Source organism: Oceanococcus sp. HetDA_MAG_MS8, from assembly GCA_019192445.1.
In the GTDB taxonomy this organism is placed as follows: Bacteria; Pseudomonadota; Gammaproteobacteria; order Nevskiales; family Oceanococcaceae; genus MS8.
The window spans coordinates 590,889-606,977 of record JAHCMK010000001.1 but is presented as its reverse complement, the minus strand read 5'-3'; the positions used below and the strand labels follow the sequence as shown (position 1 = coordinate 606,977).

The 16,089-nt window shown below is 58.2% G+C and carries 14 protein-coding genes; 8 read left to right on the top strand and 6 right to left on the bottom strand.

Going from position 1 to position 16,089, the window contains the following annotated elements; genetic code table 11:
* Positions 1-38: 38 nt before the first annotated feature.
* The 4 genes from smpB (at position 39) to KI787_02420 (ending at position 5,175) form a co-directional block, all read left to right on the top strand.
* The gene (smpB, locus tag KI787_02435; protein MBV6628790.1) at positions 39-518 is read left to right on the top strand and encodes an SsrA-binding protein SmpB; all 480 of its coding nucleotides are present in this window, start codon (positions 39-41) and stop codon (positions 516-518) included.
* A 1,120-nt stretch (positions 519-1,638) separates the two neighbouring features.
* Positions 1,639-2,877 (top strand): 3-methyl-2-oxobutanoate dehydrogenase (2-methylpropanoyl-transferring) subunit alpha, encoded by a 1,239-nt coding sequence (locus KI787_02430; GenBank protein MBV6628789.1) that lies wholly within the window; start codon positions 1,639-1,641, stop codon positions 2,875-2,877.
* Between the two features lie 11 nt (positions 2,878-2,888).
* The gene (locus KI787_02425) at positions 2,889-3,902 is read left to right on the top strand and encodes an alpha-ketoacid dehydrogenase subunit beta (protein ID MBV6628788.1); all 1,014 of its coding nucleotides are present in this window, start codon (positions 2,889-2,891) and stop codon (positions 3,900-3,902) included.
* Between the two features lies 1 nt (position 3,903).
* On the top strand, positions 3,904-5,175 hold the full coding sequence (locus tag KI787_02420; GenBank protein ID MBV6628787.1) for a 2-oxo acid dehydrogenase subunit E2: 1,272 nt from the start codon (positions 3,904-3,906) through the stop codon (positions 5,173-5,175).
* Between the two features lie 296 nt (positions 5,176-5,471).
* Here the strand turns inward: KI787_02420 and KI787_02415 are convergent, their stop codons facing one another.
* The 4 genes from KI787_02415 to mnmD all read right to left on the bottom strand — a co-directional run bounded on the left by KI787_02415 (position 5,472) and on the right by mnmD (position 11,059).
* Positions 5,472-7,655, bottom strand: a complete 2,184-nt coding sequence (locus KI787_02415) for a malate synthase G (GenBank protein MBV6628786.1) — start codon at positions 7,653-7,655, stop codon at positions 5,472-5,474.
* Between the two features lie 230 nt (positions 7,656-7,885).
* A complete protein-coding gene (locus KI787_02410; protein ID MBV6628785.1) occupies positions 7,886-8,575 on the bottom strand; it encodes a glutathione S-transferase N-terminal domain-containing protein in 690 nt (229 codons plus the stop codon).
* On the bottom strand, positions 8,572-9,219 hold the full coding sequence (locus KI787_02405; protein ID MBV6628784.1) for a glutathione S-transferase family protein: 648 nt from the start codon (positions 9,217-9,219) through the stop codon (positions 8,572-8,574). Before KI787_02405 ends, KI787_02410 begins: the two co-directional genes overlap by 4 nt.
* Before the next feature lie 67 nt (positions 9,220-9,286).
* Positions 9,287-11,059 carry a tRNA (5-methylaminomethyl-2-thiouridine)(34)-methyltransferase MnmD gene (mnmD, locus tag KI787_02400; protein MBV6628783.1) on the bottom strand — a complete coding sequence of 591 codons (1,773 nt, stop codon included), beginning with the start codon at positions 11,057-11,059 and terminating at the stop codon, positions 9,287-9,289.
* A gap of 57 nt (positions 11,060-11,116) precedes the next feature.
* Here mnmD and KI787_02395 point away from each other — a divergent pair, with 57 nt between their 5' ends.
* Genes KI787_02395 through KI787_02385 form a run of 3 tightly spaced genes read left to right on the top strand, consistent with a single transcriptional unit; the run spans position 11,117 to position 12,877 of the window.
* Positions 11,117-11,479 carry a hypothetical protein gene (locus tag KI787_02395; protein MBV6628782.1) on the top strand — a complete coding sequence of 121 codons (363 nt, stop codon included), beginning with the start codon at positions 11,117-11,119 and terminating at the stop codon, positions 11,477-11,479.
* Positions 11,466-11,945: a hypothetical protein gene (locus KI787_02390; GenBank protein MBV6628781.1), complete on the top strand. Its 480-nt coding sequence runs from the start codon at positions 11,466-11,468 to the stop codon at positions 11,943-11,945. Before KI787_02395 ends, KI787_02390 begins: the two co-directional genes overlap by 14 nt.
* Before the next feature lie 53 nt (positions 11,946-11,998).
* On the top strand, positions 11,999-12,877 hold the full coding sequence (locus KI787_02385) for a DnaJ domain-containing protein (GenBank protein ID MBV6628780.1): 879 nt from the start codon (positions 11,999-12,001) through the stop codon (positions 12,875-12,877).
* 234 nt (positions 12,878-13,111) lie between these two features.
* On the opposite strand, the gene KI787_02380 is transcribed toward KI787_02385, so the two are convergent.
* Both KI787_02380 and KI787_02375 read right to left on the bottom strand, forming a co-directional pair.
* Complete coding sequence (locus KI787_02380; protein ID MBV6628779.1) at positions 13,112-14,782, bottom strand: potassium channel protein; 1,671 nt, start codon at positions 14,780-14,782, stop codon at positions 13,112-13,114.
* A 15-nt stretch (positions 14,783-14,797) separates the two neighbouring features.
* Complete coding sequence (locus tag KI787_02375; protein MBV6628778.1) at positions 14,798-15,181, bottom strand: hypothetical protein; 384 nt, start codon at positions 15,179-15,181, stop codon at positions 14,798-14,800.
* A gap of 173 nt (positions 15,182-15,354) precedes the next feature.
* On the opposite strand from KI787_02375, the gene KI787_02370 reads away from it, so the two are divergent.
* A complete protein-coding gene (locus tag KI787_02370; protein MBV6628777.1) occupies positions 15,355-16,089 on the top strand; it encodes a hypothetical protein in 735 nt (244 codons plus the stop codon).

The window sequence follows — 16,089 nt, the reverse complement described above, 5'->3', positions numbered from 1 at the left end:
ATTCCGCACAGCCTTAGCCCGCGGTGAACCCGCCACTCATGAGTAAGAATAAGAAGAAAAAAGCCAGCTCCCATTCCCGCATCATCGCCCAGAATCGTCGGGCCCGTCACGATTATCAAATCGAAGACGATTTCGAGGCCGGCATTGTGCTGGAAGGATGGGAGGTCAAAGCGCTGCGCGAAGGTCGGGCGAGCGTGGCGGAGTCTTATGTGCGTATCGAAAAAGGGGAAGCATGGTTAATCGGGGCGCAAATACAGGCTCTGAAGACAGCTTCGACGCATGTGGTGCCCGATCCGAATCGCACCCGCAAGTTGTTGCTGCACAGCCGTGAGATTCGCAGGCTCATCGGTGTGACCGAGCGCAAAGGTTATACCTTGGTGCCCCTAGATATGCATTGGTCGCATGGTCGGGCCAAGCTGCAGTTTGGCGTGGGACGCGGCAAAAAAGCCCATGACAAACGCGATGCGATCAAAGAAAGAGATTGGAGCCGAGATAAGGCCCGACTCCTGCGTCATTGAGTGGATGCCGGTTAGTGTCCTGTCTCTGAAGTTCGTTGCATATCAGAGCTCCTCAAATCGTTCGATACAAGGCGCGCTCCGCCGGGAATGGTTATTCCCTTGCCAAGGAGCGCAACGCGGTAGCGGGCGATTTGAGGGGCTCCCTGCGGGCGAGCCAGAACGCGGCGTTCCGCGGTGTTGCGCTCGCTTGAAATGGAACAACCATTCCTGCGCGAGCGCGCCTAGCGGCACACCGCGTTCTGACTCGCTGATATGTAACGAACTTCGGAGACAGGACACCAGTAGCTAGCTTAATAGGACTGCGCTGAGAGAGCGCTTCACCCTTCCCCTGGATTGCCCGCATCGAAGGGCTGGTGTATGCCAGCCGGGCATGCCGCCGGTTGTATGAAACTCAAAAGCCAATCGCAAGGAAGCCCGCTTGCGCGGGCTTCCAGGGTCTTTGGTAACAAGGGCGACGGCCCTCGGAGGTTATGCCGCGAGGGCTACCTCGAAGTTGTCATCATTGGCAACTATAGAGTTTGCGCGATTTACGGTCGTCGCCTACCGAGCTGCCTGTTACGTTCTTGCATGCCGTCGAGCCTATTTCACCCCCATAGTGGTGGAGGTGGCGGGTACCGCCCCCGCGTCCGACAAGCCTCCCCGCTTCAGGGATTACAGCCATAACCACAGTGTGCGGATGTGGAGGCGAGATTTCAAGCTTGACGGCCAATGCTGCGGCGCAGCAAAATAGATCTAGGGGAGGCTCATGATTCACTTCACAAGCTTGAGCCCATGTCCACACCAAACAACAATTTAGACCCCCCGCCCCACATCGATCACTTCGGTGAGGTTAGCGTGGTCCGCTACCCAGATGGGCGCACCGTGCTCCTGCGTGAGGGTGACTGCGAGCAGCTCCCACTGGGCACCGCGCGCAGCATTGCCGTCAATAATCCCGAGCAGCCCTACTGGAATTGGACAGCCCTGGCGGCAGTCGGCCTGAGCGTGGTCGTTGCTAGCTGGGAGCTATCACAACAGCTGCTACCCCGATGGCATCGTAAGCTTTCAAGCCTTGTTGCCTGGGTGACCCCAATGCAGCGCTGGGCTAAACTCACAAACTTAAGGAGACACCTTGAGTTTGTATATGACCTCAAAAGAGCGTCCTCGCCTGCGCCTGCACATTCCAGAGCCCAAGGCACGCCCCGGCGAAAGCCCTGATTTTTCGCATATAGACATCCCATCCGCCGGTAGCTTACCCAGGCCTGCCGTAGACACTCCGGACGAAGAGATGACCGAATTTGCTTATGGTCTGATTCGGGTGTTGGATGACAACGGCGAAGCCGTTGGAGCCTGGGATCCACAATTGCCGGACACAGTCTTGTTGCAGGGCCTGCGCGCCATGCTCAAGACCCGGTTATTCGATGAGGCCATGCTGCGGTGCCAGCGCCAGGGTAAGACCAGTTTCTATATGAAGTGCACCGGGGAAGAAGCGGTTTCCGTGGCCCAAGCCCTGGCGCATGACCCCGAAGATATGTTCTTCCCCAGCTATCGCCAACAAGGTTTGCTTGTCGCCAGAGACTGGCCCTTGGTGGATCTCATGTGCCAGATCTTCAATAACCCCAAAGATCGCACCCGCGGGCGTCAACTACCCGTGCTGTATTCGGTGAAAGACGCGAATTTCTTCTCCATCTCCGGCAATTTGGGCACCCAGGCCCCACAAGCCGTGGGCTGGGCCATGGCCAGTGCGTATGAACATAATCACCGTATTGCCGCGGCGTGGGTGGGCGAAGGAACAACGGCCGAGGCAGATTTTCATAACGCCCTTACCTTCGCTTCGGTGTATCAGGCGCCAGTGATCATCAACGTGGTCAATAACCAATGGGCCATATCCAGCTTCCAAGGCATTGCCGGTGGTGAACAAAGTACCTTCGCGGCGCGTTCCATTGGCTATGGCCTTGCAGGACTGCGCGTGGATGGGAATGACTTTTTGGCGGTCTATGCGGCGACCCAGTGGGCGTGTGAGCGCGCGCGCAACAACCATGGCCCTACGCTGATCGAGCACTTTACCTACCGCGCCGCCGCGCATTCGACCAGCGACGACCCCAGTGGCTACAGACCCAATGATGAGCATGAGAAATGGCCCTTGGGCGATCCCATTGAGCGGCTAAAAACCCATCTGATTCGGCGTCAGGCTTGGAGTCAGGAGCAGCACCAAGAATTGGAAGCGGAGCTGCGCGCGGCCATCAAAGCCGATCTTAAGCAAGCTGAGAGCTATGGCACTTTGGGCACATTGCCCGACTCGCCGCGATCCATGTTTGAGGATGTGTTCAAAGACATGCCCTGGCATCTGCGCGAGCAGCGTGACCAGATGGATTCGCTCTAAGGGGAAGCGCTATGCCAAAAATGAACATGATCCAGGCGATTAACTCCGCCTTGGATATCTGCATGGACCGCGACCCCAAGGTATTGGTCTTCGGAGAAGACGTGGGATATTTCGGTGGGGTGTTTCGCTGTACCGCGGGCTTACAGAAGAAGTACGGAAAAACACGCTGTTTCGATACGCCGATCTCCGAGGGCGGCTTGCTGGGCGCCGCTGTGGGTATGGGCGTGTACGGCTTGCGTCCGGTGGCGGAGATCCAGTTTGCCGACTATATCTATCCCGCCTTTGATCAATTGGTGTCCGAGTTAGCGCGCCTGCGCCATCGTAGTGCGGGAGAGTTCACCGCGCCGGTCACCGTACGTGCGCCTTGCGGCGGGGGAATTTTCGGCGGGCAAACGCATAGTCAAAGTCCAGAAAGCGTCTTCACTCACGTTTGCGGTTTGAAAACCGTTATGCCCTCAAACCCCTATGACGCCAAGGGTTTATTGATTGCGGCCATTGAAGATGACGACCCCGTGGTGTTCTTTGAACCAAAAAGGATCTACAACGGGCCCTTTGACGGCCATCACGACAAGCCCCTCACGCCCTGGGCCAATCACTCCAGCGGGGAGGTGCCCGAGGAGCACTACCGCATCCCCATCGGCCAGGCCAAGGTGGTTCGCGAAGGTTCGGCCTGCACCATCCTTAGTTACGGCACCATGGTGCACGTTGCTATGGCGGGTGCTGAGGAAGCGCATGTGGATGCCGAAGTGATCGACCTACGCAGTCTAATGCCCATAGACATCGACACCATTCGCGACTCCGTGCAAAAAACGGGTCGCTGTTTGATCCTGCACGAAGCGACCAAAACATCCGGCTACGGCGCAGAACTGATGTCTTTGGTTCAGGAGCATTGCTTTTGGCACCTGGAGGCCCCTATTGCCAGGGTAACGGGGTGGGATACGCCCTACCCGCATGCTTTTGAGTGGCATTACTTTCCTGGACCCAAGCGCGTCGCGCGCGCTTTGTACACCCTGATGGAGGACTGATATGGGCGACTACAGCTTCAAGCTTCCAGATATTGGTGAAGGTATTGCCGAAGCGGAGATTGCACAGTGGCATGTTGCCGTCGGTGATCGGGTGGAGGAAGACGCGACTCTGGTTGATGTGCTGACCGATAAGGCCGCGGTCGATATCTCTAGCCCGGTTTCCGGCACCGTGGCTGAGCTGTATGGCGCCGTTGGCGACAAAGTTGCCGTCGGCGCCCCCTTGATCCGTTTCTCGGTGGATAAGGCGCCGTCGAGCACGGAGGGGCAAGAGCCGCCGGAGGCCCCAGCCTCCCGCTCGCCATCGCCTGCGGAGCAGGCACAGAACGACGATCCCCAAAGTTCGCAGTCCCAGCCGGTGGTCTCGGCCGCATCTCAAGCGACGCGCAAGGTGCTGGCATCGCCAGCGGTGCGCAAGCGCGCTAAGGAGCTGGGATTAGACCTACACCAGCTGCCAGGCACTGGCCCCCAGGGCCGCATTCGTCAGGCCGACATTGACGCTGCGCAACAGTTGCCATCTCCGCAATCAATGCGCCCGCAGCAAGCCACCACGCTTCCCGCTTTCCGCCCTCCGCAGAATACTCAACCACAGCCTGTGATTGGGCTGCGGCGACGAATTGCGCAGGCCATGACCAGTAGCTACCAGCGCATACCCCACTTCAGCTACGTGGAAGATGTGGATGTCACGGAGTTGCAGGCGCTCAGGCAAAAGCTCAATGAACTGGATGCAGGCACTAGGCCGAAGCTCAGCTTCTTGCCCTTCATTGCGCGCGCCTTAAATAAGGTTCTCGCCGAGTATCCGCAGGCCAATGCCGCATATGACGCGGAAACTGAGCAGCTTTATGTCTCATCCGCGGTCCATTTAGGCATTGCCACGCAAACCGAGCAGGCCTTATTGGTTCCTGTCTTAGCCAACGCCCAAAACATGGGGATCTATGGCTTGGCTAGAGGCATAGCAACCCTGGTCGACAAGGCTCGCCAAGGCAAATGCACGCGCGACGAGCTGCAAGGCTCCACAATCACCATCACTAGCCTAGGAAAACTGGGTGGTTTGGTCTCAACGCCGATTATCAATGCGCCTGAGGTGGCCATTATTGGCGTCAACAAGGTTCGTACAGAGCTGGCACTGGTCGATGGCGAGGTACGGCAGCGGCAGAAGATGAATCTGTCTTCCTCCTTTGATCACCGCATCGTTGACGGCCATCAAGCGGCGAGCCTAATCCAGGCGCTTAAACGAGAACTGGAGTCGCCACTCGGGCTGATTGTGGACGATTAAGGCGCCCTGCCCCGGCTGAGGTAACGCCCCCCAGCGCTACCTCAGCCGCTCCCGCCCCCGGGCCTTTATTCACGCTCCCACTACAGCATGTGCAGCCTGCGCTGGGCCATGCGACCTTGGTCGATAGCGTTCTGTTGCTAAGCATTTCGGTGTGATTGCCGTCCTGCGCTGGCCGGCTCATCCTTCGATACGCTCTGCCCGACCAGACGACTCAGGCATAAAAAAAAGGCCCACCATAGGTGGGCCCTTTGAATGTTTTGCACTCAGCCCGTTTTAGCTGATGTACGCCTCGCTGTTTAAGCTTGGCTCTGCTTCACCTTGCGGCGGTATTCATGCAGCAATGGTTCGGTGTATCCATTGGGCTGCGCAGTGCCCTCGAAGACCATCTTGCAGGCGGCTTCAAACGCCAAACCATCAAAGCCAGGCGCCATGGGCCGATAGAGTGGATCTGCTGCATTTTGCTCATCAACAATCACGGCCATGCGCTTGAGCGCGTCCAGGACCTGTTCCTGAGTGACCACGCCATGCTCTAACCAGTTGGCAATATGCTGGCTGGAGATACGCAGCGTCGCCCGGTCTTCCATCAGGCCAACATTGTGGATATCAGGAACCTTGGAGCAACCAACGCCTTGATCAATCCAGCGCACCATGTAGCCAAGGATGCCCTGGGCGCTATTCTCAAGATCCTGCTGAATGTCCGCTGCCGACAGGTCTTGCACATTATCCTGCACCGGAATGGTCAGGATGGCGTCTAAGGAGGCGCGGCTGCGTGCCTTCAGCGCGTCCTGCACAGCGAACACGTCGACTTGGTGATAGTGAAGGCTGTGCAGTGTGGCTCCATTCGGCGAGGGCACCCATGCCGTGTTCGCCCCCGACTTCGGATGGCCAATTTTTTGCTCCAGCATGGCTGCCATTTCGTCCGGCATCGCCCACATGCCTTTACCGATCTGGGCTTTACCCTGCAGGCCGCATTCCAGGCCAATGTCCACATTCCAGTCTTCATAGGCCCCAATCCAGGGCTGCGCTTTCATGTTGGTCTTCGGCACCATCGCCCCAGCCTGCATGCTGGTGTGGATTTCGTCGCCCGTGCGGTCCAGGAAGCCGGTATTGATGAATGCCACCCGATGGCGTGCTGCCCGGATACATTCTTTGAGGTTGACCGTGGTGCGGCGCTCCTCATCCATGATTCCCATTTTCAGGGTGTAGCGTTCCAGACCCAGAGCGTCTTCGATACGCGCAAACAGTTCGTTGGCGAAGGCGACTTCTTCGGGGCCGTGCATCTTGGGCTTCACGATGTACACCGAGCCCGTGCGGCTGTTGCCTTTACGCTGGGGGTCTTGGGGATCGGCCTTGAGGTCATGTATCGCTGCTAGCGTGGTCACCATGCCATCAAGAATCCCCTCTGGAATGGGCTGGCCATCAGCGTCGAGCACAGCGTCTGTGGTCATGAGGTGACCCACGTTGCGCACAAACAGCAGGCTACGCCCGGGTAGACGGAGTGTTTGTCCATCTGGGGTGGTGTAGAAACGATCCGGGTTCAAGCTACGGGTGAGTCGTTGACCACCCTTGTCAAAGCTTTCTTCCAGGTTGCCTTGCATCAGACCCAGCCAATTGGCGTACACCTCGGCTTTATCCGCAGCGTCCACCGCGGCCACCGAGTCTTCGCAATCCATGATGGTCGTAACAGCGGCCTCGACCAGCAGATCCTTGACGCCGGCAGGGTCCGTTTTGCCGATGGGCGAACTGGCATCAATCTGAATTTCGATGTGCAAGCCATTGTTGCGCAGCAAAATGGCCTCAGGATGCTCCGGTGTGCCTTGGTATCCGCGCAGTTGTTCAGGGTGCTTCAATGCACTGTGGCTGCCGTCAGCCAGGGTGACTTGTAGAGCGCCCTCCACGATGGCGTAACGCGTGGCGCCGGCATGGCTGCCTGCTGTAAGCGGTGCAGCCTGGTCCAAATGGCGGCGAGCAAAGGCGATCACTTTATCCCCACGTTTGGGGTTATAACCTGCGCCCTTTTCGCAGCCATCCTCTTCGGAAATGGCATCGGTGCCATAAAGCGCGTCGTAAAGGCTGCCCCAGCGCGCGTTGGCCGCATTCAGCGCAAACCTAGCATTTCTCACCGGCACAACGAGCTGTGGCCCGGCTTGTTCCGCGATTTCCGGGTCAATGTTGCGCGGATCAATCGAGAAATCTTCGCCCTCAGGCAGTAGGTAGCTAATGTCGCGGAGAAAGCCCTTGTAGGACTCTAGGTCAACAGAGCCTGGATTCGCGCGGTGCCACTCATCAATCTGGGCCTGGAGTTCGTCACGGCGCTTGAGCAGAGCTTGGTTTTGGGGCACCAAGTCACTCAGAATTCCATCCAGTGCAGACCAGAAATCGTCAGGCTGTATGCCGGTTCCGGGGCAAATGCGGGTGTCGACCAGGGTCTTGAGCCCAGACTCAACCTGCAGACGGCCTGCGCTTTGATATTCACTCATCAGCTATTCCTGTATTCCGGTGGTCATTTGCGACTTGCTGGCCTCCCCGTTATCAAGAACTGCTGTCATGCCCCAACGCACCACCATGCCTAAAGCCTCATGCAGCGATGACCATGGTGTGTGGACCCCTAAAACAGCAGCGCCTGTCCAAGCCAGCGCGCCATCGAACCCTGAATTTTAACCCGCAACCGCAGCGAAGATGTCGTTTGCTTCCGGCAAGACCTGGAGAATCAGCGCTGAACCATGCCTTGGGCGCCCTTCACGAAGGACTTCGCGTTATCGCTTTGATCAAGCTCAGTGAGGTCGGGCAGCTTGACCGGAACCTCAATACCCTTGGCGAAGGCGGGGCGCTGAGCAAGGTTGGCCACCCAGCGACTCAGTCCCTCTAGGTCGGAAAAGTCCACTCCACTCCACTTAGCAGTGCGCACCCAGGGCCAGGTCGCGATATCGGCAATGGACAGCTCCCCCGCCAAATATTCTTGCTGCGCCAAGTGTCGATCAAGCACCTCAAATAAACGCCGGACTTCGTTTTGGTAACGCTCAATGGCGGGCTGAATTTTCTCTGGGAAATAACGAAAGAACACATTGGCCTGTCCCATCATTGGGCCGACGCCGCCCATTTGGAACATCAACCACTGCAAGGCGGCATAGCGCTGCGCTCCGGACGACGGCAACAGTTTGCCGGTCTTCTCTGCCAGATAGATCAAAATGGCACCGGACTCGAAAACCGCCAGATCATCTGCGTCGTGATCAACAATCGCAGGGATTTTGCCATTGGGGTTGATCGCTCTAAAGGCATCCTGGTGCTGTTCTCCACCAAGAATATTGACCGGCTGCACTTGATAGTCCAAACCAAGCTCCTCCAGCGCAATGGAGGCTTTATGCCCATTCGGTGTGGGCGCCGTGTAGAGGGTGATCATGCCTTTCCTCCAATAATGGCCAAGCCTTTGGCAATGCCAGGGCGCGCTGCGACCCGTTCCAACCAACTCTGAGTATGGCTAGCATCGTCCGCAGGGCGAATTTTCGACAGTCGGCCAAAACCAATACTCAAGTAAGCCGTGATGTCGGCTATGGAAAAGTCCCCGGCCAAGTATTCGCGGTCAGCCAGCTCTTTATTCAAAACTTCTAGCCGTTTGTGCGCTTGCTGTTTACACGCCTCGGCGTACTCGGCAATTTGCGGTTTTTGTATGGCCGCCGCCGCAGCGTGTCCATGCCGAAAGGCCATGGCGATGGGCAGCATGAGTTCAAACTCCATCAGGCGTTGCCACATCTCGACCTGGGCCTTTTGTAAGGCACCACGGCCGAACAGAGCTGTCTCCGGGTGAAGCTCCTCAAAATAGCGGCAAATTGCGACCGACTCACGGATCACGGTGCCATCCTCTAGCTGCAAGGCCGGAACACGTGCATTGGGGGCGATGCTTTTCCGATATTCCGGGGCATAGTGCTCGCCAGCCATGATATTGACGGGCACGAACACCACGTCTACACCCTTTTCGGCGAGGAATAAGGTCACACGATCTGAGTTAATCGCGCGATGCGCGCCGTAAAGCTTCATACCGGTCATGTCTCCTCCTTGTCGTAGACCCCGAGCATACCGACTGCGCCGGCTTCGTGTTGAGCTGCGCCCGCGCTTAAGGCTGCATTGACCGTTCCCATTCGCCGCGGCGCCAGGCACGTAGCCAAAACCGGCGCGGATCAAGAGCGAAGGCTTCATCGGCTAAACAAGCCCATGGCGTGCCCATAATGCGGTCCAGCAATAGGCTGGCGGCTAGCCCCGCACTGGTGGCCGTACGGGCCCCATGTGCGACGTTCAGCCAATGCCCCTCAATAACCGGCAGGTCGGTCTGATGGGCGCGTCCTGCTGCTAAGCCCGGCTGCGGCTGAAGATGGATATCTGGGCAGGGCCCCACCAGCGGTAAGCGGTCACGGCTCTGCCTGCGCGTGCCGGTCCAATGTTGCATCTGAGCGAGGTCAGACTCTTGCGGTGGTTTAGGTAGGCGCGCTCCGTATGTCAGGGCTTCATGGGGGCGGTGATCGAGGCCAAGGTCATCAAAGCCCTGCGAGGCCCCGAAATACAGCCCTAGAGGGGTTTCCACGCCTACGCAGTGGCCCACGCGCGGATTATGCTGGCCCAGTTGCAGCGCGCCGGATTGCCATAGACTTTGTTGCCCGCGAATCGCTCTGACCAGGCTTGCTCCCTGAGGACCAGGTTGGACGGGTTGCGGCGGGACGGCCGTCGCCCACACCTGAGCCTCGCTGGCCGATAGTTTGTGCAGCTGTGGGGGAATACTGCGCTGCCATTCACACTGAATGCGCGGATGCTCAAGCAGGAATTGGCAGAGCTTAGGCCCATCATGCCAACCCGCAGGCTCTAACCAATGGGGCACTTCCTCACCAAACTCCCGCCATATCGCACAGGCTTGCCAGCCCGGTGGTTGCCAAGCATTGAGCCTGCTCACGCTGAACGCGGCGGCCTGCCAGAAAAAGCGCCCGGTGGGAGTGTCGCGATGGCGGGCATAGGGCCGGACCATCAACATGGGCATGCATGAGGCACCTGTTGCCGGGGCTTTGGCAGCGTCCACCAACTGCACCTCCAGACCCCTCTCGGCGGCAAGGCGCGCCGTCCATGCGCCGGCAAGCCCGCCGCCTATCACCTTGAGTCTAGAGACCCGCAGTGGCTGCGATAGGCCCGGTTTATGCGCGACCAACATCTCTCGCTTGCGGCCAAAGCCCGGTTGCTTAGCGATATGTAGTCCGGCGGCTTCAAGTTCGCGGCGCACGGGGCCGGCGCAACACCAGGTCGCTAATGTTCCGCCAGGCTGCAGCTGAGAGGCAATGGTTTGCAGCAGTTCTGGCTGCCACATCTCGGGGTTGTACCGCGGCCCAAAGCCATCTAGGAACCAGCACTCCACCGGGAAGCTGGCTTGCTTCAAGCTGAGCTGGGCCTCGGCCACGATCAGTGTGAGTTGTATGCGTCCTTGGGCCAGGATGATGCGGTTGGGACCGACAACCAGCGCGTTCAATGCGTCCAGCCATTGGGATTTGAGCTGGGCGGCAATAGGCGCATCGTGCAGTAGGCGCTCCGCATCGGTCCTGGTCCAGGGGTGCAGTTCCAAGCCGAGGTAATAAAGCGTTGCTGTCGCCGGCGCATGGTCTAAAAACAACTGCGCGCTCAGCAAAAAATTCAAGCCGCTACCGAATCCTAATTCTGCAATCCGCGTGGCTTCACCGCGTTGCCAGCGGGCCGGCAGATCATTTCCCTGAATAAACACGTAGCGAGCCTGGGCGGCTGCGCCTGAGGCGGAGTGAAATACATCTCCGAATTTGGGGCTGACAGCGGTGCCATCCTCGCGCCACACCACCTCAGCCGGCGCGAACCCAGTGGCTTGCGGTGTAGCATTCACGCACATCCTCCCGCATGTTCATGCCGGAGCTTCCCCGGTTTATCGACGTTCCCTGCCATGCTCATCGCCTTGCTTATCTTGAATGCTGTCTTATTGTCTGCCGCAATTGCCCTGCTGGTGCACAACCACAAAGAATTAAAAACTCAATCCAGAGTGCTGCATCCGGTCCTAGACTTGGCGCCACCAGCGCCAGAAGAAGTCCGCGCACTATTGGGACAGCCACGTAAACGCCTCATTAGCGTAGAAATTCTGAACCCGATGCAACTCGCCGCCAAGCATCACGCCTTTGCTGGGATTTTGGGCAATCTCGCGCCGGGCCTGATTCGTCGCGAGGTCCACCGGCAAGCGGCCAACATTTTGCGCAAAGAGCTCGAAAAATGGGATGTCATGGCGGAGGTGCGCATTCATGCCGCTGATTGAAATTTTGGCAACGGCTTTGCTCTTGCTGGCCTCGGCTGTGGTGTTGTCCCTGGTATGGGCGCACACGCAAGCGCGTGAGTTGCATGAGCATCAGCAGCGCCGGGTCAACGCCTTTCTCAGTGAGTTGGCCTATGCCCGTGCGAGCCAGGATCGACTGGATCAGTTTCAAGATCAAGTCGCCGCATCTTTGGATCAAGGAGGTCGAGCAGCGCGCGCGACGCATTTCGCATTGGCCAGCATTCCCTTCGACATTCTGGAACAAATACCCGCCACGCGGCGCACGGCCCAGGAAATGCGGCGTCTTCACGATCTGGCGAGCGACGGGGTCTACGCAGGGCTCAGCCTTTATGCCAAATGGCGGCGGAGCCGTACGCGCGAGCGCAACCTGAAGGAGGCGCCCCGCACAAGTTCGACACGAGCCGCCATTCGCCGCCCGCAGGCTTTACCAAAGCCGAGTGACGATTGAATATGAGCAATCTCGGCCGCATATCTCCCACAGATTCTTTGAGCCTGTAACAGATGGAATTTCAGGATTATTACCAAATTCTCGGTGTGAGCCGACAGGCTGACGAGGCCGAGATCAAAAAAGCCTACCGACGCAAGGCGCGCGAGTATCACCCCGACCGCAACAAGGCGGCCGACGCCGAAGATAAGTTCAAGACACTGCAGGAGGCCTACGAAGTTCTGCAGGACCCAGAGAAGCGCAAGTTATACGACCGTCTGGGCAAAGATTGGAAGGCAGGGCAAAACTTCCAACCCCCTCCGGGCTGGCAGAGCCATGGGCATGGCGGAGATGACCTGGGTGGCTTTAGTGACTTTTTCCAAAGTCTGTTCGGCGCTGGCGGAGCCAGCCCTTTTGGTGGAGGTGCCGGCGGCTTCGAATCGGGGTTTAGCCGAGCACCGCAAAGCCAGTCTCTGGACGTAGACATCAGTCTGGAAGAAGCCTTCCACGGTACGACTCGAGAGCTATTGCGACCCGGTGGCAGCACCTTAAAAGTCAAAATTCCCGCCGGGACCACCGACGGTAGCAAGATGCGTGTGGCCGCAGGCCGCAGCCCCATCATGCTCACGATTCGGATTCGTCAACATCCGCGTTTCACTGTGGATGGCAAAAACCTCAGCATTGATTTGCCGCTCAGCCCTTGGGAAGCTGCCCTGGGCAGCAAGGTGCCCGTACCCACCTTGGGCGGAACGATTGAAATGACCATCCCAGCGGGGACTCAAAGTGGTCAGCGTTTGCGGCTGAAAGGCCGTGGGCTACCGCATAAAACGGCCCCTGGGGATCAATTCGTGCGCATCGTTCTGCGCTATCCCACCCCTCTCAATCCCGAGCAAACAGAGTTGCTCGAACGCTGGCGGGAGTCGGCAGCAGACTTTGACCCGCGCAGCGGTCGTTAGTCACGGACCGGTTTGGCCTAGGGAAGCACTGAATAATGCGCTGCGCTCGCAATCTGACCCGCCGGCGGTGTTGACTCGGGACATCCGTGTCCCTCGCCGCAAGCGGCCGCTGCGCGGTCCCAATCGGCTGTCCTGCCGATTGGTCGAACTCCTCACATATCGCCCATATGCTGTGGTTTCTGCGCTCCGGCGGCGGGCCACCTTGCTTCGCTCGCGGATTTCTTCAGCGCTTCCCTACGGCGAAACCGCTGCCAAAGCGTGGCTGCGCGGCGCGCTGCCCCAATGGTTACTGTGCTTGATCAGCCACTCCAAGCGGTGTGCACTGTGCGCCACGGTTGCGAGCAGCAGCTGCTGACCGGGCTGGAGTTCGGTCTCCGGATCCGGCAGTAAGCTGCGCTCCTCAGCGCGTTTGAGCATCAAGCCGATGACGGGGATGGTTTCACCATCAATATGCCCCCCCAAATCGCGCAAGCGTACTGTACGTCGAGCTAGCGCCTGGCATAGCCCTTGGCTTCCCTGCCCCCACAGCGGCACGTGGACCACTTCTGGGGAGGTGTCGCCGGTTAATGCCCGCAAATTGTCCATGAGTTCTCGCGCCCAGTCGTCTTCCTGAGATCGGCAACAGGCTAGAAACTCATCCAGCGAAGGAACCGTGGCCAGAGGCAGCATGCGCCAGGCCAAAATCCGGTTCAGGTCAACCACCAGGGGGAGCTTGGCGGCGGCAAAGAGTTCGCGTTCGCGAAAATGGTTTTGCCGGGCTACCGCGTATATGTCCGGATTGATGTCGCGTGCGGTTAACACGATCGATAAATTATCCGCGTCCGAGTCCGTGCCAGCCAATATCCCCTGACAGCTCTCCACGCCCGCTTCATGCAGGGGTTCGGGATCGGTGGCGCTACCAATAATTCGGTGCTGAATGGCACTGTTGTTGTCACTAAAGTGTGAGGCGTCACGTTCAATCACGGTCACATCGATGTCATTGGCATCTAGGTAACGACGCACGGCCTGACCGAGGCGGCCATAACCACAGATGATCCAGCGCCCCGTAGGAGGCAAAAGCGGCGGCTTGAGCGGCTTGCCGGCACGCGCGCCCAACCACCGATGCAGTTCATTCACATGGGGCTTACGAATGGCCAGCGCCATCTGCTCGGCGAAAATCGTGTGCGGATTAACGATATGGTCGGTATTAAAGGAGGCCATATTCTCCATGGCCGCAGCGCTATCAGCTCTGCAGAGAACCATCCTTTCGGGCTGCAACAACTTGCAGGTCACCGCAATTTTGGTGTTCACCGCGTCGGAGTTTGTCACTGCGATGACCGAGTGGCAGTAACGATGCTTGAGCCCGGCTTCAATCAATACACGGGTGTCGCCTGCATTCGCGCATAACCTGGGAATGTCGACGGGCAGCTCGGCCAATTCTAGATCGTCTAAACGCTGGCTACTGCTATCAATGACCACACAGCGCCAACCCCGAGCGCACAGCGCTTCGACGAGCAGACTGCCGGTTTCTCCATAGCCACAGATCAGGTGAAATGGCTCGGATAGGCTGTGGACAGAGCGCCGAAAGCGCGTTTCGCTCAGGGCGCGGACGAAGGCGGGCTCACCCACCAAGCTGAAGATCTTACCGATGGCGTAGAGCCATGAGATCACCGTGAGGTAGAGCGAGAAGCTCACCCAAAAACGCTGTGCAGGAACCAAGGCATAGGGGATTTCGCCCAGGCCTATAGTCGGACCGACAAAACTGATGAAATAAAAGGCATGGAAAAAGTCGAAGTGCCAAAGCTGCCCTTGGTCGTCTTCCCCGGGAATGAGCACCAAGCCGCCAATGGCCACTGCGTAGGCGCAGATCAGCATGATGAGCGGGCGCCGCATGCGACGCATCACTAAAAACAGCACGCTGTTCATGGCTGTGCCCCTTACTTATCGCCGCAGAGTCAGAGTTTCCACCACGAGTAAGATCACGCTGGCAAGGTTGGCGACCAAAGCCCCGCAGGCTAGCGAAACAACGCTGGCCACCACCCCAGGCTCCTCACCTGCGGCGAAAACTTGGCTATTGACGCCCCACACGATGGCCGCGGCCACCAAATGTAAATCTGCGACCAGAGAGGACGCCAGCAACACGGCGCCCAGGTGCGTGCGATCACCAAACTTGAGAACGGTGGCAATCAAGGAAACCACCAAAGCCGCAAAGAGCTCCCAGACATGGTGGTGAGTTACCGAGTCAATCTCGCCGTAAACGAAGCCGACGTTGAGCGTAAGTGCCAGCAAAACAAAAAAGCCAAAGAGGACTTTTTCTAGATTCACGAGGTCTCCCTAAAACATGCGTTGGTATTCAGTGGCTTGTAGCGAGCATGTTGAGGCTCGCTTACTTTGGCAGGGTGCCTGCCTGAGCATCCAAATGCAACGCGGCCGCGAACTCCTCTTCAGTTACTTTTGAAGGACCTCACACCGTGATCTACTGTCGAACCTCTAGCTATATGCGATCCGTAGCTACAGCTGCCGCCTTGTTCATGGCTATGGGGGCCACGCAGGCTTTGGAGCCAGTTCAAGAGTTGGTCGGTCAGGCCTACGATAAAGAGAGCGGGGAGCTGCTGTATACCGAGGTCCATCAATTTCGCTACGACGCGAACAATCAGCCTATCGCCGATGAGGTTGAGTACACCAGCCCGGAGGGCGTCCGCCTCGGTGGAAAAAGCGTGGACTTTCAGCAGAGCCTCTTTGTGCCCTCCTTCGCCACCGAGCTGAGCAACAGTGGCTACGAGGAGGGACTCCGGCGCAAGGGCGAAGGCTTAGAGATGTACCGACAAAAGCCCGGCGAGGAGCAAGCCCAGACCAATGCAGTGGACAGTAGTCGCTGCGAGGCCGCCGATGCTGGCTTTCATCCTTATGTTCAAGCGAACTTCGACACTCTACTCAAGGGCGATCCCGTTAGCTTCCGCTTTTGCGTAGTGAGTAGTTTGCGTAGCGTGAAGTTCAAAGCCGAACGTTTGGAGGACGGTGAAATAGAGGGCGTGTCCACCGTACGAATTAAGGTCTCCGTGGCGAGTCTGTTGGGCCTGTTTGTAGACCCCTTGATCCTAAGCTACAACCCGGCCAACAAAGACCTCATTGAGTACATCGGCATTTCCAATGTGCGTGATGACGAGGGCAAGGCCTATCAAATACGCATGCGCTACCCCATCCGGCAGACTCCAACACAGCCCGAGGCCTGA

Coding starts and splice junctions, on each gene's coding strand:
- KI787_02430 (MBV6628789.1), top strand. CDS start 1,639: ATGACCTCAAAAGAGCGTCCTCGCCTGCGCCTGCACATTCCAGAGCCC.
- KI787_02380 (MBV6628779.1), bottom strand. CDS start 14,782: ATGAACAGCGTGCTGTTTTTAGTGATGCGTCGCATGCGGCGCCCGCTC.
- KI787_02385 (MBV6628780.1), top strand. CDS start 11,999: ATGGAATTTCAGGATTATTACCAAATTCTCGGTGTGAGCCGACAGGCT.
- KI787_02420 (MBV6628787.1), top strand. CDS start 3,904: ATGGGCGACTACAGCTTCAAGCTTCCAGATATTGGTGAAGGTATTGCC.
- KI787_02425 (MBV6628788.1), top strand. CDS start 2,889: ATGCCAAAAATGAACATGATCCAGGCGATTAACTCCGCCTTGGATATC.
- smpB (MBV6628790.1), top strand. CDS start 39: ATGAGTAAGAATAAGAAGAAAAAAGCCAGCTCCCATTCCCGCATCATC.
- KI787_02410 (MBV6628785.1), bottom strand. CDS start 8,575: ATGATCACCCTCTACACGGCGCCCACACCGAATGGGCATAAAGCCTCC.
- KI787_02415 (MBV6628786.1), bottom strand. CDS start 7,655: ATGAGTGAATATCAAAGCGCAGGCCGTCTGCAGGTTGAGTCTGGGCTC.
- KI787_02395 (MBV6628782.1), top strand. CDS start 11,117: ATGCTCATCGCCTTGCTTATCTTGAATGCTGTCTTATTGTCTGCCGCA.
- KI787_02405 (MBV6628784.1), bottom strand. CDS start 9,219: ATGACCGGTATGAAGCTTTACGGCGCGCATCGCGCGATTAACTCAGAT.
- KI787_02390 (MBV6628781.1), top strand. CDS start 11,466: ATGCCGCTGATTGAAATTTTGGCAACGGCTTTGCTCTTGCTGGCCTCG.
- KI787_02370 (MBV6628777.1), top strand. CDS start 15,355: ATGCGATCCGTAGCTACAGCTGCCGCCTTGTTCATGGCTATGGGGGCC.